Annotated in this window: 17 protein-coding genes; 12 read left to right on the forward strand and 5 right to left on the reverse strand. The window is 59.5% G+C overall.

Annotation, left to right across the window (positions count from 1 at the left end; genetic code table 11):
• Positions 1–172 precede the first annotated feature (172 nt).
• The 4 genes from ACYZT4_RS00725 to ACYZT4_RS00740 all read left to right on the forward strand — a co-directional run bounded on the left by ACYZT4_RS00725 (position 173) and on the right by ACYZT4_RS00740 (position 5,348).
• On the forward strand, positions 173–1,777 hold the full coding sequence (locus tag ACYZT4_RS00725) for a response regulator (RefSeq protein WP_461988493.1): 1,605 nt from the start codon (positions 173–175) through the stop codon (positions 1,775–1,777).
• Positions 1,774–2,466, forward strand: a complete 693-nt coding sequence (locus tag ACYZT4_RS00730; protein WP_461984462.1) for a sensor histidine kinase — start codon at positions 1,774–1,776, stop codon at positions 2,464–2,466. Before ACYZT4_RS00725 ends, ACYZT4_RS00730 begins: the two co-directional genes overlap by 4 nt.
• 199 nt (positions 2,467–2,665) lie before the next feature.
• Positions 2,666–3,907, forward strand: a complete 1,242-nt coding sequence (locus ACYZT4_RS00735; RefSeq protein WP_461988495.1) for a glutamine synthetase family protein — start codon at positions 2,666–2,668, stop codon at positions 3,905–3,907.
• 70 nt (positions 3,908–3,977) lie between these two features.
• On the forward strand, positions 3,978–5,348 hold the full coding sequence (locus tag ACYZT4_RS00740; RefSeq protein WP_461984464.1) for an MFS transporter: 1,371 nt from the start codon (positions 3,978–3,980) through the stop codon (positions 5,346–5,348).
• Between the two features lie 62 nt (positions 5,349–5,410).
• Here ACYZT4_RS00740 and ACYZT4_RS00745 read toward each other — a convergent pair whose 3' ends face one another.
• The 4 genes from ACYZT4_RS00745 to flgA form a co-directional block, all read right to left on the reverse strand.
• A complete protein-coding gene (locus tag ACYZT4_RS00745; protein ID WP_461984465.1) occupies positions 5,411–6,157 on the reverse strand; it encodes a flagellar brake protein in 747 nt (248 codons plus the stop codon).
• Positions 6,158–6,249: 92 nt separating this feature from the next.
• Positions 6,250–6,717, reverse strand: a complete 468-nt coding sequence (locus tag ACYZT4_RS00750) for a flagella synthesis protein FlgN (protein WP_461984467.1) — start codon at positions 6,715–6,717, stop codon at positions 6,250–6,252.
• Positions 6,718–6,765: 48 nt separating this feature from the next.
• Positions 6,766–7,092, reverse strand: coding sequence for a flagellar biosynthesis anti-sigma factor FlgM (gene flgM, locus ACYZT4_RS00755; RefSeq protein ID WP_461984469.1), 327 nt, complete (start codon positions 7,090–7,092; stop codon positions 6,766–6,768).
• Between the two features lie 165 nt (positions 7,093–7,257).
• Positions 7,258–8,019: a flagellar basal body P-ring formation chaperone FlgA gene (gene flgA, locus ACYZT4_RS00760; RefSeq protein WP_461984471.1), complete on the reverse strand. Its 762-nt coding sequence runs from the start codon at positions 8,017–8,019 to the stop codon at positions 7,258–7,260.
• Between the two features lie 81 nt (positions 8,020–8,100).
• Here flgA and ACYZT4_RS00765 point away from each other — a divergent pair, with 81 nt between their 5' ends.
• From ACYZT4_RS00765 to flgE, 6 genes are all read left to right on the forward strand, one after another.
• Positions 8,101–9,033 (forward strand): chemotaxis protein CheV, encoded by a 933-nt coding sequence (locus ACYZT4_RS00765; protein WP_461984472.1) that lies wholly within the window; start codon positions 8,101–8,103, stop codon positions 9,031–9,033.
• Positions 9,034–9,079: 46 nt separating this feature from the next.
• On the forward strand, positions 9,080–9,907 hold the full coding sequence (gene cheR / locus ACYZT4_RS00770) for a protein-glutamate O-methyltransferase CheR (protein WP_150709595.1): 828 nt from the start codon (positions 9,080–9,082) through the stop codon (positions 9,905–9,907).
• Positions 9,908–10,185: 278 nt separating this feature from the next.
• Positions 10,186–10,593: a flagellar basal body rod protein FlgB gene (gene flgB, locus ACYZT4_RS00775; protein WP_392890824.1), complete on the forward strand. Its 408-nt coding sequence runs from the start codon at positions 10,186–10,188 to the stop codon at positions 10,591–10,593.
• A 3-nt stretch (positions 10,594–10,596) separates the two neighbouring features.
• The gene (gene flgC, locus ACYZT4_RS00780) at positions 10,597–11,040 is read left to right on the forward strand and encodes a flagellar basal body rod protein FlgC (RefSeq protein WP_461984474.1); all 444 of its coding nucleotides are present in this window, start codon (positions 10,597–10,599) and stop codon (positions 11,038–11,040) included.
• 15 nt (positions 11,041–11,055) lie between these two features.
• Entirely contained in the window at positions 11,056–11,778 is a 723-nt protein-coding gene (gene flgD / locus ACYZT4_RS00785; protein WP_461984476.1) for a flagellar hook assembly protein FlgD, read from the forward strand.
• A gap of 31 nt (positions 11,779–11,809) precedes the next feature.
• Entirely contained in the window at positions 11,810–13,117 is a 1,308-nt protein-coding gene (gene flgE, locus ACYZT4_RS00790) for a flagellar hook protein FlgE (RefSeq protein WP_461984477.1), read from the forward strand.
• 157 nt (positions 13,118–13,274) lie between these two features.
• On the opposite strand, the gene ACYZT4_RS00795 is transcribed toward flgE, so the two are convergent.
• Positions 13,275–16,169, reverse strand: coding sequence for a ribonucleoside-diphosphate reductase subunit alpha (locus ACYZT4_RS00795; protein WP_461984479.1), 2,895 nt, complete (start codon positions 16,167–16,169; stop codon positions 13,275–13,277).
• Positions 16,170–16,901: 732 nt separating this feature from the next.
• Between ACYZT4_RS00795 and ACYZT4_RS00800 the strand changes: the two genes are divergently transcribed.
• Complete coding sequence (locus tag ACYZT4_RS00800; protein WP_461984481.1) at positions 16,902–17,624, forward strand: response regulator; 723 nt, start codon at positions 16,902–16,904, stop codon at positions 17,622–17,624.
• Complete coding sequence (locus ACYZT4_RS00805) at positions 17,621–19,231, forward strand: ATP-binding protein (protein WP_461984483.1); 1,611 nt, start codon at positions 17,621–17,623, stop codon at positions 19,229–19,231. The genes ACYZT4_RS00800 and ACYZT4_RS00805 overlap by 4 nt, the downstream gene beginning before the upstream one ends.
• Positions 19,232–19,237: the final 6 nt, after the last annotated feature.

Genomic DNA, 19,237 nt, shown 5'->3' on the forward strand with positions numbered 1-19,237 from the left:
AGCGCTCCAGCTGCCAAAATAGCCCCATCGAAACAGTATGTGTTCGACGGGGTTTTTTTATGCCTCCGGGAATGCGGGGACTCGAACGGCCGGATCTCTCAAGGGAATGCACCTGCTGGCCGATAACCCGGACAGTCATGATCATCTTCTTAAAATTGCCTGGAAATCTTCGATGCTGTCGTATCACCAAAAGAGCTTTCTGATCGTCGATGATTTCTCGGATTTCCGCAGTTCGGTGCGCTCGATGCTGCGCGAACTGGGGGTCAAGGACGTGGACACCGCCGACAGTGGCGAGCAGGCACTGCGCATGTGTTCGCAGAAGTCCTACAATTTCATCCTGCAGGATTTCCACCTGGGCGATGGCAAGAAAAATGGTCAGCAGGTGCTGGAAGACCTGATGTTGGAAAAGCTGATCAGCCATGAGGCGGTGTTTGTCATGGTCACCGCCGAGACCAGCCAGGCCATGGTGCTCAGCGCTCTGGAGCACGAACCCGATGCGTACCTGACCAAACCGTTCAATCGCTCGGGCCTGGCCCAGCGCCTGGAGCGTCTGGAGCAGCGCAAGACCTTGCTCAAGCCGATCTTGCAGGCCCTCGACCGAGGCAAGCCGGTTGAAGTGCTCAATGCCTGCATCGCCCTGTGCAAACAGGACATCCGCTATTCGCCGTTGTGCCTGCGTTATCGCGCCGATGCGCTGCGCGATCTGAATCAGAACGAAGCGCTGGAGCGTCTTTACGACAGCATCATTGCCGATCGCCCTCTGCCGTGGGCGTTTGCCGGGCTGGGCAAGCTGCTGTTCAAACGCGGTCAGGTCAGCGTAGCCAAAGGCATTTACGAAAAAGCCCTGAAAGTTTTCCCGATGATGCCGGCGCTGTATGACGGCATGGCCGATGTGCTGGTGGCCGAAGGAGATACCAAGGGCGCGCAGCAGGTGTTGGAGGAGGCGATTCGCCTGTCGCCGCTGGCCGTGCGCCGCCAGGCACTGCTGGGCAAGCTGGCCATGACCAACGAAGATTTCGACACGGCGTCCAGGGCTTACCGGCAGGCAGTCAGCCAAGGTGCCCAGTCGCGCTTCAAGGACGCCGAAAGCAACCTCGGCCTGGCCCATGCCTTGATCAGTAAAGGCAGCGAGAAAGGCCTGGATACTCGCACGCGGCTGGAGATCAACACGACACTGAGCGCCGTGGCCAAAGAAAACCCTTCAGACCCCGGCCTGCAAATTCGCGCGCGGCTGATGAAGGCCACCAGCCTGTTGCTCAACGATGCCGAAACCGCGGAAAAGCTCACCGAGCAAGCCATGTTGCGCCTCGATGGCATGGAGCAGTTCATGAGCGCGGAAGCGGCGCTGTTGGTGGCCAAGCAACTTCAAATGCTCGGGCAGACAGACGCCGGTAAATCGATGCTGAGAAACTGCGTGGAAATCTACGGCGACGATCCGGTCGTGATGCAGAGCATCGGCAAGCTGACCGACGACCCGGCCATCCTCAACTATGGCAACGATGCGGCGGAGCTCAATCGCCAGGGGGTGCGGGTGTACAAGACCGGCAACCTGGTGGAGGCGCGAGCGGTGTTCCGCAAAGCCCATGGGTTGCAACCGAAGAACATCAGTATCGCGCTGAACATGGCCCAGTCGCTGCTGCACGGCACCGACACCAGCGTGGCGTCGGCAGAAATCGAAGAGTGCCGGGCCTGCCTGAAAACGGTTGGCCTGATGCCCGACACCGATGCGCGATACGCGCGTTATCAGAAACTGAAAATCAAGGCGTTCGGCGGATGACCCAAGATAACCCGACACTGGATTTCTCCACGGTGATTGCCTCCACCGTGCATGACATGAAGAACTCCCTGGCGATGGTGATGCTGGCACACAGCCAATGGCTGGCGCGCTTGCCCGACCCGGCGGGGCAGACGCCGGAGCAGGGCGTGATCGAATACGAGTTCGCCCACCTCAACGGCATGCTCGTGCAGTTGCTGGGGCTGTACAAACTCGGTGTCAATCAGATGCCGTTGCAGCCGGCCTATCACGAACTGGATGATTTCATCGAAGCTCAACTGGCGTGCCATCAGGACGTGTTCGCCAGCCGTGGCATTGTGGTGACGTATGACGTCGAGCCGCTGAGCCCGCTGGGTTTCTTCGACCGGGAGCTGGTGGCGTCGGTGCTGGCCAACAGCATCAACAACGCCATTCGCTATGCGCGTCACGCGGTGTTGATCAGCGTCAGCGATGAAGCCGGGCAATTGGTGTTGACGGTCAATGACGATGGCGACGGTTATCCGCCCGAGATGATCGAGCGTCAGGCCGATTACGTCCAGGGCATCAACCACAGCACCGGCAGCACTGGCCTTGGCCTGTATTTCGCCGGGCGGATTGCCGCTTTGCATCAGCGCAATGGCGTCGGCGGGAGGACCGAAATCAGCAACGGCGGCCCGCTGGGCGGCGGCGTTTTCAGCCTCTACCTTCCGTAGGACGTTTTTGTGTGTGGCTGCTTGATATTCCGAACACGCGAAGCCTATTTTGTACGGGTCGCCGTTCGCGGCTTGCACCACTACAAAGGATTGCGTCATGACAACCGATGGCCAGCGTTCACTCGCGCAGCGACTGACGGGCATTGATGAGATTGAGTGTGTTACGCCGGACCTGAACGGCGTGCCCCGTGGCAAGGTAATGACGGCTGAGGGGTTTCTGGAAGGGCGGCGGTTGCAGATGGCGCGGGGAGTGCTGCTGCAATGCATCATGGGCGGATATCCGCCGGCGCGTTTTTACGGCAGCGATGACGGCGACCTGGCGCTGGTGCCTGATCCTGCACAGATCCACCGCTTGCCGTGGAGCAAGCACCCGATAGCCATGGCGATTTGCGATGCCGACGAACTGAGCGGCGAAAGCTCCAGGCTGTCGACCCGCGGCCAACTCAAAGCGGTCATCGCGCGTTACGCTGCGCGAGGCCTGGCGCCGGTGGTCGCCACCGAGCTGGAGTTCTTCGTCTTCGCGCCCAACACCGATCCGACGCAAACCTTTCAGCCGCCCGTGGGCCTGGACGGTCGACGCGAAGAAGGGCATTCGGCGTTCAGTGTCAGTTCCAACAACGGCTTGCGCCCGTTCTTCAGCGAAGTCTACGAATGCATGGCGGCGCTGGGCTTGCCTCGCGATACCTTCATGCACGAGATGGGCGTCAGCCAGTTCGAGATCAACCTGCTGCACGGCGATCCGCTGCTGCTGGCCGACCAGACGTTTCTGTTCAAACACCTGCTCAAAGAAGTCGCGCTCAAGCACGGTCTGACCGTGGTGTGTATGGCCAAACCGCTGGCGCACACGCCAGGCAGTTCAATGCACATTCACCAGAGCGTCGTCGAAGTCGGCAGCGGCCGTAACGTGTTCAGCGACGAGAACGGACAGCCGACCGCGACCTTCCGTCACTTCATCGGCGGCCAACAAGCCGGGATGGCCGATTTCACTGCGTTGTTTGCGCCGAACGTAAACTCCTATCAGCGCTTGTGCCATCCTTTCGCATCACCGAATAATGCCTGCTGGTCCCACGATAACCGTGCGGCGGGTTTGCGCATTCCGGCGAGTTCGCCGGTGGCGCGGCGGGTCGAGAATCGTTTGCCGGGCGCTGATGCGAATCCGTATCTGGCGATTGCCGCGAGTCTGGCGGCGGGCCTGCACGGTATCGAAAACGCGCTGGAGCCGAGCGCAGCGATCCAGGGTGAATTCGAGGTGCCGGATAATCTTTCGTTGCCGTGTACCTTGCATGCCGCTCTCGAGCGTCTGAAACGTAGTCAATTGGCGAAGGAACTGTTCGGCAAGGAATTCATCGAAGGCTACGTCGCTTCGAAGACCCTGGAATTGACCAGCTTCTCTGATGAAATTACACCTTGGGAGCGCCGTGTCCTGGCCGCCCAGGCCTGACGAACCTTCGTCTTCGGGCTATCTTTTCGGATAGCCCGTTTCTCACCGCAAGGAGCCGCTCGGAACGCCGATGCGCCAAATCTGGAAACCCTTTCGAGCGCTGTATTTCGCCTCGCTGATGATGTTGATCGGCTCAGGCCTGCTGAGTACGTACCTGGGCTTGCGCCTGGCGGCCGACCATGTCGACAGCCTGTGGGTCGGTGCGTTGATGGCGGCCAACTATTTCGGCCTGGTGCTGGGGGGCAAGATCGGTCACCGGTTGATCGCCCGGGTCGGGCATATCCGCGCCTATTCGGCGTGCGCCGGGATTGTCGGTGCGGCGGTACTGGGCCATGGCCTGGTGAACTGGCTGCCAGCCTGGATTTTCCTGCGGGTCATCGTCGGCCTCGGCATGATGTGCCAGTACATGGTCATCGAAAGCTGGCTCAATGAGCAGGCCGAAGCCTCGCAGCGCGGCACGGTGTTCAGCGGTTACATGATCGCGTCCTATCTGGGGCTGGTGCTGGGTCAACTGATTCTGGTCATGCACCCGGCGCTCGGTCTGGAGCTGTTGATGCTGGTCGCCCTGTGTTTCGCTCTCTGCCTGGTGCCAGTGGCACTGACGCGGCGCATTCACCCGGCGGCGCTGCATCCCGCGCCGATGGAGCCAAGATTTTTCATCAAGCGTGTGCCGCAGTCGTTGAGCACGGTGCTCGGGGCGGGTCTGATCATCGGTTCGTTCTACGGCCTGGCGCCCCTTTATGCCTCGCAGCAAGGGTTGTCCACGGAACAGGTCGGTCTGTTCATGGGTAGCTGCATTTTTGCCGGCCTGCTGGTGCAGTGGCCGTTGGGGTGGTTGTCCGACCGTTATGACCGGGCACTGCTGATCCGCTGTTTTGCCCTGGTGCTGGCGGTTGCCGCACTGCCGCTGGCGATCATGCAGCAGGTGCCGCTGGAGGTGCTGTTCATCACCGGTTTCATCTGTTCGCTGGTGAAGTTCTGCCTATACCCACTGGCCGTGGCGTTTTCCAATGACCATGTCGAGGCGGATCGACGGGTGTCGCTGACGGCGATGCTACTGGTGACCTACGGCGTCGGCGCCAGTATCGGGCCGCTGGTGGCCGGTGTGCTGATGAAGATGTTCGGCAGCCACATGCTTTACGCCTTCTTCAGTTTCTTCGCGTTGGTGCTGGTGTGGCGGATTCGCCCGAAAGCGGTGACCAACCTGCATCAGGTAGACGACGCGCCGCTGCATCACGTTGCGATGCCGGACAGCATGTCGAGTTCGCCGCTGGTGGCATGCCTCGATCCACGGGTCGATGAGCAGGTGGTGCAGGAACAGATGCACAACCCGGTCAATCCTGAGCCAAGTCCTGAATCGGAAGCTCAGCCAGAAGCTTCTTCACCTCCGGAAGAAACTGACACAGGGCGCGAGCAGAGTTTCACCGAGGCCAGGCCATAACGCGCAGGCATAAAAAAACGGGCAGTCACCGCAAGGGACTGCCCGTTTTATTGGCGCGTGTATCACATGTCGTCTTTGTCGAAACGCCGCGCTTCACGCTGGAGCTGATAGACGAATCGCTCGACCTGACGCTGCACAAGCCCGCTCATATTGTGAAAGCGGATGCCGGCGAAGGTGGTGGAGATTCTTTCTTCGAAGTGCAGGTAGCGCAACTCGACTGGCGCGGTCATTTTGCCAAAGGGCAGGTCGGCGGAGAAACGGTCATAAACCTGGCCCAGTTGCAGTCGGCTGGTGATATCGCCATCAAAGCGCAGCTTGCAGCCAGTGGCGGAGATGTCCAGCAGCTTGCCGCGAATCGGCGCCATGAGCTTTTCGCCATCCAGCGCAACGTCGACCAGTTGCGCCAGCTTCAAGGCTGCGCGAAAGGCATTGCGGCGCTGGTGATAAACCACTTCAGCAGGCAACGGGCCACGATAGCAGCGGCCGCCGCCAGACTCGTCGATGGTGAATTGATCGTTGGTTTCCCAGGCGATGCGCACGCCATCGTGGAAGCCTTCGACCTTGAACGGTTCGCCGGCCTGCAAGAAGCGTTCGCCGTCGCGGGGGATCATCTCATCGAATGCGATGGTGCCAGCGTCGCGGTCCACGTCTACCAGATAGGTCTGGAAACGCTGGTTGCGCTCGTTGAACGTGATGATCAGCGGGTCATGGCTGTCTTGCAGCTGGCCCAGGTTGCCGGAGATTTCCATCGGTGTCGCGAGCACCTTGGGTGGCTGCGGGGCATCTTCCGCGTTTAGGGCATTGGACACGGTTCATCAATCTCCAGACAAAATTTGACTGCGGCTGGCCACTATATTGCCAGCATGTTGCGAGTCTTGATAGGGCGTGATCATTAACAGGCTCAAGCCTGACTGAGCGGGCGCGGCTTGGCCGGCTTGGCGGTTGATCCACGGGCGTCATAGAGGGCTGGCGGTTCGCCACCGGTGAGAATTTTCAGCTGATTGGCCGTGGCGGCCTGCTGGACCAGGATCGACTGGCCATTGTTGACATTTGCCGCCTGGCATTGAGCCAGGAGATCGGTCAGCACATCGCTCTGCGCCAGCAACTCTTCGCCGAGGCTCGACTGGCTGGCCAGTTGCTCCAGACCGTTGCGATTGACCGGCAGGTTAAGGCTGGCGAGGATTTCACTGCGCTTGCGGCCATGCTGTTCGAGCAGAATGATCATTGCCTGTTTCTGCGCCAGAATTTCTTCGAGCAGTGGCATGTTGCGACCGTGCAAGGCGAGGGACTCGGTTTGCAGGAGCTCCAGCAAGTGTTGCGCTGGAGCAAAATCGTCGGTGATCAGTTGCAGTAAATTAGTGTCGTGCATGGCTGGCCTTGGGTTTTAAGCGTCCAAAAGCCTGGCGCGGGCCGTGGCCTAGCGCTGGGCTTCGAAGTTGAGCAGTTTGCTGGCTACACGGTTGCTGTCGACTTTGTAGCTGCCATCGGCAATCGCTGCTTTCAACTCGGCCACGCGGGCTTTGTCGACGGCAGGCTGATCGCGCAGCTTGTCAGTGACCTGTTGCAACTGTTGAGCCTCATTGCTGAGGTGTACCGATTCCCCGCTTTTGACGGTAGTGGCCTGTTCGGCCGGGGTATTCAGCGCGGCGGATTTGCCGTTTTCGGCGGTTTCCTTGGCAACGCTGGTACGTGTACTGCCCGTCAGTGACGAAGAACTGTTCAAACGGCTGAAATCGATGACCATGGTAAAAAACCTCTGAGTATTTGGACGCTTGCCATGTTTTCGGCTCTCCCTGTGAAAACTTTAGACCCATTTATCAATGAGTCTGTCTGCGCCAGCACTTCTCCTGCATGCGGCACAGTTTAGGGAACAGCCTGGGGCAACGCCACATCTTCGACAACAGGGTGCCTACATGGACACTTCCACCTGGCCCGGCGCAGTCACTTGCGCCTTGATGACCCGCATGGAATTGAGATTTTTTACACGAATCTGTTCGCTCATGCCGCCATTCGACAGGGCTTCGCCGGGCATCCGCACGCTGAGCGTACCGCTGCGGGCCGTAATCACCACTTGATCGCCCTTGCGGATGACTTCCGCCTGTTCGAGATGGACCAGGGAAATGACCTGATCGGCGACCATTGGTCGGGTAAGTCGCTGGCCGATGGCCTGATCGAGGGTCGTCAAGTATCCCTGGTTGATCAGGCTGATGTCGCGTTCGCGCATGAGCACGTCACCGGGCTCGACAATGTCGGCGCGGCGCAGGGGCCGGGAGGTGGCCACGACCTCGCGAAACAGGCGGACTTGAGCGGGTACGAACACCGTCCAGGGCGAAGTACCTTCACAACGAACCTTGACCGTGACCCGGCCCAACGGCTTGGCCGGGCTCTCGAGGCTGGCTGTCAATTCCTTGTCGCACATGGGCATGCGCAGGCGTGGATCGAGCTGGCTGACTTGTATTTCGTAGCGACCTTCCGTTTGACTGGTAGCCAGATAGTCTTCTACGGTGAACTCAAGAAAGCCCTGGGTGACGCCGATAAGCATGTCAGGCAAGGTAACCGCGTCAGCAAGGGCAGGGCTGCCAGCGTTGAACAGGCACGCGGCCGACACTGCACAAAGCAATTTGCGGCAGGCAGATGTCAGGCGTCGGAAAAATGTCGGTTCTGTGTTCATAAGAGTTAAAAAGCAAGCGCCGTGCCGTTTAGTGATGAATGTGCGTCGCAACACACTTAGCGTTGGTGTAGGAGTCTGGGCATGGCTGGTGTAATGGATTCGGTAAACCAGCGCACGCAACTGGTAGGGCAGAATCGCCTGGAGCTGTTGTTGTTCCGTCTCGACGGCCAGCAGCTATATGGCATTAACGTGTTCAAGGTTCGCGAGGTGCTGCAATGCCCCAAGCTGACCCTGATGCCCAAGTCCAGTCCTGTCGTGTGCGGTGTGGCAAGCATCCGGGGGGCGACCATTCCGATCCTTGATCTGGCAATGGCGACCGGTTCCGGAGCGCTTAAAGATCAAAGCAATCCATTCGTGATCATCACGGAGTACAACACCAAGACCCAGGGTTTCCTGGTGCGCTCGGTGGAACGCATCGTCAACATGAACTGGGAGGAGATTCATCCACCTCCCAAGGGCACCGGGCGCGATCATTACCTGACTGCTGTGACTCGGGTCGACAATCAGTTAGTCGAAATCATCGACGTCGAGAAAGTGCTGGCGGAAGTGGCGCCCACCCCGGAAGCGATTTCCGTGGGTGTGGTCGACGTCGAGACCCAGCACAAGGCGCTGTCGCTGAAAGTGCTGACGGTCGATGACTCGTCGGTGGCGCGCAAGCAGGTCACGCGTTGCCTGCAGACGGTGGGTGTCGAAGTCGTGGCGTTGAACGACGGCAAGCAGGCGCTGGATTACTTGCGCAAGCTGGTCGACGAGGGCAAGAAGCCGGAAGAAGAGTTCCTGATGATGATCTCCGACATCGAGATGCCGGAGATGGACGGGTACACCCTGACGGCCGAAATCCGCAACGACCCGCGCATGCAAAAGCTGCATATCATCCTGCATACTTCGTTGTCGGGGGTGTTCAATCAGGCGATGGTCAAGAAAGTCGGTGCCGATGACTTCCTGGCCAAATTCCGCCCTGACGACCTGGCATCCCGGGTGGTTGACCGGATCAAAGCAGCAGACATCAGCTAGGGGCCTTCTGCCCCTGGCGGTTAACACGATTTAAGAGGCGGTATCTTTGTCTACGGGTAATTTGGATTTCGAACAGTTCCGGGTCTTCCTGGAAAAAGCCTGTGGCATTTTGCTCGGTGAAAACAAGCAGTACCTGGTCTCGAGCCGTCTCAACAAACTGATGGAGCAGCAAGGCATCAAGTCGCTGGGCGAGTTGGTCCAGCGCATCCAGACCCAGCCGCGCAGTGGTTTGCGCGAGATGGTGGTGGATGCCATGACGACCAACGAAACCCTGTGGTTTCGCGACACCTATCCGTTCGAAGTGTTGAAAAACAAGGTGCTGCCCGAAGCGATCAAGGCCGCTCCCGGCCAGCGTCTGCGGATCTGGTCGGCGGCGTGCTCGTCGGGGCAGGAACCGTATTCGCTGTCGATGTCGATCGACGAGTTCGAGCGGGTCAACCTGGGCCAGTTGAAGATGGGCGTGCAGATTGTTGCCACTGACTTGTCCGGCACCATGCTGACCAACTGCAAGACCGGCGAGTACGACAGCCTGGCCCTCGGTCGGGGCTTGTCGCCGGAGCGCCTGCAGCGTTATTTCGATCCGAAAGGGGCAGGGCGCTGGGCGATCAAGGCACCGATCAAGAGCCGGGTGGAGTTTCGCTCGTTCAACTTGCTGGACAGCTACGCGAGCCTGGGCAAGTTCGACATCGTGTTCTGCCGCAACGTATTGATCTACTTTTCCGCCGAGGTGAAGAAGGACATTCTGCTGCGAATTCACAGCACGCTGAAGCCGGGCGGTTATCTGTTCCTGGGTGCGTCGGAAGCGTTGAACGGTTTGCCGGATCATTACCAGATGGTTCAGTGCAGTCCTGGGATTATTTATCAGGCGAAGTGATGTTTTGGCAGCACATTGAAAAATGGGAGTCCTTTGGGGCTCCTTTTTTTTTGCCTGATGAACATCCGGTTATCACCTCGCTCCTGCGGGGGGGGGGGGGCGATGTAGCTCGTGAAAAGCGGCAGAAAAGCGGCAGCCAGCGGAAACCCGTTGCCGCTTTTCTGGCATGGCCGCATCACCCCCGCCCGCAAAGCCCCGGTTTCCGGGCGTTGTCGAATTGGCACGCCGCTTGCTAAGTCACAGATACGAAAAATCAGGTCACCCGAAGGTTTCCCGACATGAGCATCAGCTTCGATAAAGCGCTCGGTATCCACGAACAAGCCCTGGGCTTCCGCGCCCAGCGTGCCGAAGTACTGGCCAACAACATCGCCAACGCCGACACCCCGAACTACAAGGCTCGGGATCTGGACTTCTCGAAAGTGCTCGCCGAGCAAAGCGAGAAAACCAAGAACGGCACCTTCGCCTTGAACATGACCAACAGCCGTCATATCGAAGCCGAAGGCCTGGGCAATGGCGACGAGTCGCTGATGTATCGCACGCCGATGCAACCGTCGATCGACCAAAACACGGTGGACGCCCAACTGGAGCAGTCGAACTACGCGGAAAACGCGGTCAACTTCCAGGCCAGCTTCACCCTGCTCAACAGTAAATTCAAAGGGCTGATATCCGCCCTGCGTGGAGAGTAAGTCATGTCCCTGTCCAGCGTTTTCAACATTGCCGGTACCGGCATGAGTGCTCAGACCACTCGCCTGAACACCGTGGCTTCGAACATCGCCAACGCCGAAACCGTTTCGTCGAGCATCGACAAGACATACCGCGCTCGTCACCCGGTGTTCGCCACCATGTTCCAGGGCGGTCAGAGCGGCGGCAGCGATTCGCTGTTCCAGAACCAGGACGCCGCGGGCCAGGGCGTGCAGGTGCTGGGCGTGGTCGAAGACCAGAGCAATCTGGAAGCTCGCTACGAACCGAACCATCCGGCGGCCGACGCCAAGGGCTACGTCTACTACCCGAACGTCAACGTGGTGGAAGAAATGGCCGACATGATTTCCGCGAGCCGTTCGTTCCAGACCAACGCCGAAATGATGAACACCGCCAAAACCATGATGCAGAAGGTCCTGACCCTCGGTCAGTGATAAGGGGCGACTCAGATGAGTGTTACCGATACCACCAGCAGCCTTAGCCTCAAAGACATCCTGGCCAACTCTTCGGTCAAGACCAACACCAGTGCCGATGGCCTGGCGTCCGCGACGAACAGCGCCACCGGTAAAAAAGCCTTGGGCAAAGATGCGTTCCTGCAATTGCTGGTAACGCAACTGAAAAACCAGAACCCACTGGAGCCGCAGGACAACGGCGCGTTCGTTGCCCAGTTGGCGCAGTTCAGCAGCCTTGAAGGCATCACCACGCTCAACGATACCGTGAGCGGGATCGCCGGCAACTACAACTCGTCGCAAGCGTTGCAGGCTTCATCGCTGGTCGGGCGTTCGGTCATTGCGCCGGGTGACAAGGCCGTGGTCGATACCACCAAGAGCTTCAACGGCACCATCGCCGTACCGGCGTCGGCAGACCCGGTCACGCTGAAAATTACCGACGCCGACGGCAAGCTCATCCGCACCATCGACCTGGGCACGCAGAAAGTCGGCAACACCAGTTTCATCTGGGACGGCAAGGACGATGCGGGCACAGTAGCCGCGGCGGGTACGTACAACTTTACCGCCAGCGCGACTTACGACGGCAAGGCCACCTCGCTGGTGACCAACCTGCCGGCGACTGTCAGCAGCGTGACCATCAGCCAGACCGGCGGTGAGTTGATGCTCAATCTGGCCGGGCTGGGCAGCATTGCCCTGTCCAAAGTACAAACCATTGGTATATAGAGCCGACTAACACGGCACAAAGGAGTGGAATATGTCTTTCAATATCGGCCTTAGCGGTCTCTATGCAGCCAATAAACAACTGGACGTGACGGGCAACAACATCGCCAACGTCGCGACCACCGGTTTCAAATCGTCCCGTGCAGAATTCGAAGACGTGTACTCGGCCACCAAGCTGGGTACCGGCACCAAAGTCGTCGGTAACGGCGTGCGTCTGGCCAACGTCTCCCAGCAGTTCACCCAGGGCGACATCAACAACACCGGCAACGTGTTGGACATGGGCATCAACGGTTCCGGTTTCTTCGTCCTGAACGACAGCGGCTCGCTGTCCTACACCCGTGCCGGTACGTTCAAGGTTGACAAGGAAGGTTACGTCACCAACACCGACGGCACTGCGCGCCTGCAGGGCTACGGCGTGGATGCCAATGGCAAGATCGTCAATGGCGTTCTGACTGACCTGCGCATCGATACTTCGAACCTGTCGCCGAAAACCACGACCAGCGTGTCGTCGACGATCAACCTGAACTCCACGGCTGACATCATCGACCAGGTTGCCCTGCCGTTCGACCCGAGCAAGACCGCTACTTTTACCAAGCAGTTCAGTACCCCGATTTTCGACACTCAGGGTAACCAGCACACCATGGATCAATTCATGGTCAAGACTGCGGCGAACACCTGGAAAACCTACACCCTGATCGATGGTCGCAACCCGAACGGCAGCGATCCGGCCCTCGCGGCTTCTCCGCCGGTTGCTTCGACCATGGCGTTCGACACTTCCGGCAAACTGGTTTCGGTGACTACGCCGCCGGCGGTCGTCAGCCCCGACCTGAAAGTCACTGGCTGGATTCCCGGCAAAGTGACCAACGGCGTCTGGGCAGCCAACGGCGCTGCTGCCGATCCGGCTGGCGTGACGATCTCGATGTCCAACACCACCCAGTTCAACGCCGATACCGCCCGTTCGATTCCGGCACAGAACGGCTACGCCACTGGCGAGATCACCAACCTGACCATCGATGGCAATGGCGTGTTTCTGGCCAACTTCAGCAACAACCAGACCAAGGCGATTGGTCAGGTCTCGCTGGCCAGCTTCACCAACGAACAAGGTCTGCAAGCGGTCGGTGGCACCAGCTGGAAAGAAACCTACGCATCGGGCATTCCGGGTTACGACGCAGCGCAAACCGGTTCTCTGGGATCGATCCAGTCCAACTCGCTGGAAGAGTCCAACGTCAACCTGACCAACGAACTGGTCGACCTGATCAAGGCGCAGAGCAACTACCAGGCGAATGCCAAGACCATCTCGACGCAGAGCACCATCATGCAGACCATCATTCAGATGACCTGATATTGGTTAGCTGAAAGCGCTGCACAAAGAGCCCCTCGCAAGAGGGGTTTTTTTATGGGTGCTCGCTCCTACAGGGCCGGGCGCCACCTTTTCATGGGCAAAATAAAACCCCCGACAATCCAGAGGACTGTCGGGGGTTTCGTGTTACCGGCTCAGCTTATTGGCAAGCTTCGCAATCCGGCTCGTCGATGGCGCAAGCCTTCGGCACTGGAGCAGGACCGGCTGGCGCTGCCAGGACCGAATCTTCACCGTGGTTGCCGCCGCTGGAAACAGCGTTCAGCTTGCCGGTGTTGATGGTCGACTTCTCGGTGCTGGTCGCGGCCAGGGCACGGAGGTAGTAAGTGGTTTTCAGGCCACGGTACCAGGCCATGCGGTAGGTCACGTCGAGCTTCTTGCCTGATGCACCGGCGATGTACAGGTTCAGCGACTGAGCCTGGTCGATCCACTTCTGACGACGGCTTGCCGCATCGACGATCCACTTGGTGTCCACTTCGAAGGCCGTCGCGTAGAGCTCTTTGAGTTCTTGCGGGATGCGCTCGATCTGCTGCACCGAACCGTCGTAGTACTTCAGGTCGTTGATCATGACCGAGTCCCACAGACCGCGAGCCTTGAGGTCGCGAACCAGGTACGGGTTGATCACGGTGAATTCGCCCGACAGGTTCGATTTCACGTAGAGGTTCTGGTAGGTCGGTTCGATCGACTGCGATACGCCGGTGATGTTGGCGATGGTCGCGGTCGGTGCGATGGCCATGATGTTGGAGTTACGAATGCCTTTTTGCACACGGGCGCGAACCGGTGCCCAGTCCAGCGATTCGTTCAGGTCAACGTCGATGTACTTCTGGCCACGTTGCTCGATCAGGATCTGTTGCGAATCCAGCGGCAGGATGCCTTTGGACCACAGCGAACCCTGGAACGTCTCGTAGGCGCCACGCTCATCGGCGAGGTCGCAGGAAGCCTGGATCGCGAAGTAGCTGACCGCTTCCATCGACTTGTCGGCGAACTCGACGGCAGCGTCCGAACCGTAAGGAATGTGCTGCAGGTACAGCGCGTCCTGGAAGCCCATGATGCCCAGGCCGACCGGACGGTGCTTGAGGTTGGAGTTCTTCGCTTGCGGCACCGAGTAGTAGTTGATGTCGATCACGTTGTCGAGCATGCGTACCGCGGTGTTCACCGTGCGTTCCAGCTTGGCAGTGTCGAGCTTGCCGTTGACGATGTGGTTCGGCAGGTTGATCGAGCCCAGGTTGCAAACGGCGATCTCGTCCTTGTTGGTGTTCAAGGTGATTTCGGTGCACAGGTTCGAGCTGTGGACCACGCCGACGTGCTGCTGCGGGCTGCGCAGGTTGCACGGGTCTTTGAAGGTCAGCCATGGGTGGCCGGTTTCAAACAGCATGGACAACATTTTGCGCCACAGGTCTTTGGCCTGGATGGTCTTGAACAGCTTGATCTTGCCCGGGTACTGGGACAGTGCTTCGTAGTACTCGTAACGCTCTTCGAAGGCCTTGCCGGTCAGGTCGTGCAGGTCCGGCACTTCGGAAGGCGAGAACAGGGTCCACGGGCCGTCATCGAAGACACGCTTCATAAACAGGTCAGGGATCCAGTTGGCGGTGTTCATGTCGTGGGTACGACGACGATCATCACCGGTGTTCTTGCGCAGCTCGATGAACTCTTCGATGTCCATGTGCCAGGTTTCCAGGTAGGCACACACAGCGCCTTTGCGCTTGCCACCCTGGTTAACGGCGACGGCGGTGTCGTTCACCACTTTCAGGAACGGCACGACGCCCTGGGATTTGCCGTTGGTGCCCTTGATGTACGAACCCAAGGCACGAACCGGCGTCCAGTCGTTCCCCAGGCCGCCAGCGAATTTCGACAACATGGCGTTATCGTGGATCGCGTGGTAGATGCCCGACAGGTCATCCGGAACGGTGGTCAGGTAGCAGCTGGACAGCTGTGGACGCAGCGTGCCGGCGTTGAACAGGGTCGGGGTCGACGACATGTAGTCGAAGGACGACAGCAGGTTGTAGAACTCGATCGCACGGTCTTCTTTGTTCTTCTCTTCGATCGCCAGGCCCATGGCCACGCGCATGAAGAAGATCTGCGGCAGTTCGAAGCGGATACCGTCCTTGTGGATGAAGTAACGGTCGTACAGGGTTTGCAGGCCCAGGTAGGTGAACTGCTGATCGCGCTCGTGGTTGATCGCCTTGCCGAGTTTTTCCAGGTCAAAGGTGGCCAGGACCGGGTTCAGCAATTCGAATTGGATGCCCTTGGCGATGTACGAAGGCAGGGCCTTGGCGTACAGGTCGACCATTTCGTGGTGAGTGGCGCTTTCAGCCACTTCCAGGAAATTCAGGCCTTCGGCGCGCAGGGTGTCCATCAGCAGGCGGGCGGTCACGAACGAGTAGTTAGGCTCACGTTCAACCAGGGTACGAGCGGTCATCACCAGCGCGGTGTTGACGTCGGTCAGGGCCACGCCGTCGTACAGGTTTTTCAGGGTTTCGCGCTGAATCAGGTCGCCGTCGACTTCTTCCAGGCCTTCGCACGCTTCAGTGACGATGGTGTTCAAGCGACCCATGTCCAGCGGCGCAAAGGTGCCGTCGGCGCGGGTGATGCGGATCGACGGATGAGCGTTGACCGCTTCCTCGGCCGGTGCGTGGGCGGCGCGTTGCTTCGAGCGACCGTCGCGATAGATCACGTAGTCACGAGCGACTTTCTGCTCGCCGGCGCGCATCAGGGCCAGTTCGACCTGGTCCTGGATTTCTTCGATGTGGATGGTGCCGCCCGACGGCATGCGACGTTTGAAGGTCGTGGTGACTTGTTCGGTCAGGCGGGCGACGGTGTCATGGATTCGCGACGAAGCGGCAGCGGTGCCGCCTTCAACTGCGAGAAACGCTTTGGTGATCGCGACGGTGATTTTGTCGTCGGTGTAAGGAACGACAGTACCGTTACGCTTGATCACGCGCAGCTGGCCAGGCGCGGTGGCGGACAGATCCGAATTCGAATCAGCGGCCTGCGGCAAGGTGCCCTGCGGGTTCTCGCGAGTTGTGTCGGTTTGCATGGGGGTGTGTCTCCACATTCTCTATGTTTGTTTGAGCACCTTCATGGTGCCCACCGTTCTGTCCTGAAGCACTACAACCGACGGGCGTCGGGCATAACAACCTCGGGACAGTAGGAAAAGGCTAATGATGCCGCGTCCGTGCCGAAGTCTTTGGCGACGAGCCTGGGCCCCTCGCCGGATTCCATTCCGGGTGCAGTAATGACTGCAACACCCGTACCGTTCTGGCCATTCAAGCCTGAAAAAACGGTGCCATCCGCATGAGCGGTTTGGGCTTGTAATTTGACACTTGGTTCAACCGGAAACAGGCAATAAAGCGCTTGAGTTTCGGGTCTGAAATGTGGTTGGGCTTTTAGGTCAAAACCCTACATGTAGGGTTTTTTTTGCGCCGGGGTACAAGATAGTGCGTTTTGGAAGGTGTTGCAACGTACTACCTGTGGATAAACCTGTGTGTAAATTGTGTGTGAAAGGGTCAATGGGCGCGTAGGCCGCGACGCTACAGGACCGGGGCGTTTTTCAACGATTTTCAAGGAGGGAAAACAGTCATTCGGATTTTTGAGGGCGCGAACCCTATCACAAAAAACCTGCCTGTCCGAACGCATTTGCCGGCTTGTGTTCTGGACGAGTGGCGTTTATACAATCGGCCAGTGCGTACGCATTCTTATCCTCCCCGATCATTACAAAAAGAGGGGCGGGTCCTTCTTTATTAAGTGTTGTTGGCAAGCAGAGGTCACCGTGGAGCAAGAAGCCTGGCAGGTATTGATTGTGGAAGACGACCAGCGTCTGGCCGAACTGACCCGCGATTACCTGGAAGCCAATGGCCTGCGCGTGTTGATCGAAGGCAATGGCGCGCTGGCCGCGGCGCGCATTATCAAGGAGAAACCAGACCTGGTAATCCTCGACTTGATGCTGCCCGGCGAAGACGGCCTGAGCATCTGCCGCAAGGTCCGCGACAAATACGACGGCCCGATCCTGATGCTCACCGCCCGCACCGATGACACCGATCAAATCCTCGGCCTGGACCTCGGTGCCGACGATTACGTGTGCAAACCGGTGCGCCCGCGCTTGCTGCTGGCGCGCATCCAGGCGCTGCTGCGACGCAGTGAAGCGCCCGAGCCGGTCCCGGAAAAGCTGCGGCGCCTGCAATTCGGCCCGCTGGTGGTCGACAACGCGCTGCGCGAAGCCTGGCTGAATGACAGCGGCATCGAATTGACCAGTGCCGAGTTCGACCTGCTGTGGCTGCTGGTGGCGAATGCCGGCCGTATTCTGTCCCGCGAAGAGATCTTCACCGCGCTGCGGGGCATCGGCTATGACGGCCAGGACCGCTCCATCGACGTGCGCATCTCGCGCATCCGGCCGAAGATCGGCGACGACCCGGACCATCCGCGCCTGATCAAGACCATTCGTAGCAAAGGTTACCTGTTCGTGCCTGAAGCCTGCGTAGACCCGACGCTGTGAATTCGATCTTCCTGCGCATCTATGGCGGCATGTGCGCGGCGCTGATTCTCGTGGCCGTGCTCGGTGTGCTGGCGTTGCACATGCTCAATCAGGTGCGCAGCGAGCAATACCGCGAGCGCCTGGCCCACGGCACGTTCTCGCTGATGGCCGACAACCTGCAACCGATGAACGAAACCCAGCGGCACCGCGCCTTGCTGGTGTGGGAGCGCTTGCTCGGGATTCCACTGGCGCTGAAGACCTTCGCCCAGACGGACCTTGACCTGACCCAGCGCACCCGCGTGCTGCGCGGCCAGGCCCTGGTGGAGCAAACTGGCCCACATGCGGCGAAGGTCTATCGGTTAGTCAGCGATCAGGAACAGTTGGTGCTCACGGGGGAGGTGCAGCAGATCAGCGAGCAACTGGCCCGGGCGACGATTTACCTGCTCACTGACGAACTGGTGCGGGTACCGGTGGCCGATCAACCCCAGCGTCTGGCACAGATAAAGGAAGACAAGGGCTTCGGTTTTGACCTGCGGCTGGTCACGGTCGATGAGGCCGACATGGATGACGACCAGAGCCGCCGCGTGTCTGAAGGCGACACGGTGATGGCGTTGGGCAAGGAGGGCGATTCGATTCGAGTGTTTGCCGGCATGGTCGGCACGCCGTGGGTATTGGAAATCGGTCCGCTGTATCAGATGAATCCTTACCCGCCGGAATGGCTGGTGCTGATCGCGGCCCTCGGCTTGTGCCTGATCGGCTTGATCGTTTATCTGCTGGTTCGACAACTGGAGCGCCGCTTGCGTGGCCTCGAAGCCGCCGCCACGCGCATCGCCAAAGGCAGCCTGGAAACCCGCGTGCCGGCGCGCGGTGCAGACTCGGTGGGGCGCCTCGCCTCGGCGTTCAATGGCATGGCTGAGCACCTGCAACAGTTGCTGGCGGTGCAGCGCGAATTGGTCCGCGCGGTGTCGCACGAGTTGCGCACGCCGGTGGCGCGCCTGCGTTTTGGCCTGGAGATGATCGGCTCGGCGACCACGCCGCAGGCTCTGGAAAAATATTGCGAAGGCATGGACCACGACATCGAGGATCTCGATCGGTTGGTGGATGAGATGCTCACGTATGCGCGGCTGGAACAGGGCTCGCCGGCGCTGAATTTTCAGCGCATTGATCTGGATGCGCTGGTCAATCAGGTGATCGAAGAGTTGGCGCCACTGCGTGCCGACGTCACGGTGCAGCGCGGGTTGTGCCTGTCGGCGGCGGATTGCGACGACGCGTGGGTCGAGGCCGAGCCGCGCTATCTGCACCGGGCGATGCAGAACCTGGTGAGCAACGCCATGCGCCACGCGCAATCGCGGGTGACAGTAAGTTATCAGGTGGGGCAGCAACGTTGTCGTGTGGACATCGAAGACGACGGGCCGGGCGTGCCGGAGTCGGCCTGGGAGAAAATCTTCACCCCGTTCCTGCGCCTGGACGACAGCCGCACCCGCGCGTCGGGCGGGCATGGGTTGGGGTTGTCGATCGTGCGGCGGATCATCCATTGGCATGACGGGCGGGCGTTGATCAGCAAGAGCAAGAGTCTGGGTGGGGCTTGCTTCAGCCTGAGCTGGCCGCGCAATCAGGAGAAGCGCTGAGAACGT

It is taken from the genome of Pseudomonas sp. GB2N2, from assembly GCF_054897705.1.

Excerpts from the sequence above, each read along its gene's own strand:
- ACYZT4_RS00750 (WP_461984467.1), bottom strand. The coding sequence starts at position 6,717 with ATGCACGACACTAATTTACTGCAACTGATCACCGACGATTTTGCTCCA.
- flgA (WP_461984471.1), bottom strand. The coding sequence starts at position 8,019 with ATGAACACAGAACCGACATTTTTCCGACGCCTGACATCTGCCTGCCGC.
- flgB (WP_392890824.1), top strand. The coding sequence starts at position 10,186 with ATGAGCATCAGCTTCGATAAAGCGCTCGGTATCCACGAACAAGCCCTG.
- flgE (WP_461984477.1), top strand. The coding sequence starts at position 11,810 with ATGTCTTTCAATATCGGCCTTAGCGGTCTCTATGCAGCCAATAAACAA.
- ACYZT4_RS00725 (WP_461988493.1), top strand. The coding sequence starts at position 173 with ATGCTGTCGTATCACCAAAAGAGCTTTCTGATCGTCGATGATTTCTCG.
- ACYZT4_RS00795 (WP_461984479.1), bottom strand. The coding sequence starts at position 16,169 with ATGCAAACCGACACAACTCGCGAGAACCCGCAGGGCACCTTGCCGCAG.
- ACYZT4_RS00730 (WP_461984462.1), top strand. The coding sequence starts at position 1,774 with ATGACCCAAGATAACCCGACACTGGATTTCTCCACGGTGATTGCCTCC.
- ACYZT4_RS00740 (WP_461984464.1), top strand. The coding sequence starts at position 3,978 with ATGCGCCAAATCTGGAAACCCTTTCGAGCGCTGTATTTCGCCTCGCTG.
- ACYZT4_RS00765 (WP_461984472.1), top strand. The coding sequence starts at position 8,101 with ATGGCTGGTGTAATGGATTCGGTAAACCAGCGCACGCAACTGGTAGGG.
- flgC (WP_461984474.1), top strand. The coding sequence starts at position 10,597 with ATGTCCCTGTCCAGCGTTTTCAACATTGCCGGTACCGGCATGAGTGCT.
- ACYZT4_RS00735 (WP_461988495.1), top strand. The coding sequence starts at position 2,666 with ATGACGGCTGAGGGGTTTCTGGAAGGGCGGCGGTTGCAGATGGCGCGG.
- flgM (WP_461984469.1), bottom strand. The coding sequence starts at position 7,092 with ATGGTCATCGATTTCAGCCGTTTGAACAGTTCTTCGTCACTGACGGGC.
- flgD (WP_461984476.1), top strand. The coding sequence starts at position 11,056 with ATGAGTGTTACCGATACCACCAGCAGCCTTAGCCTCAAAGACATCCTG.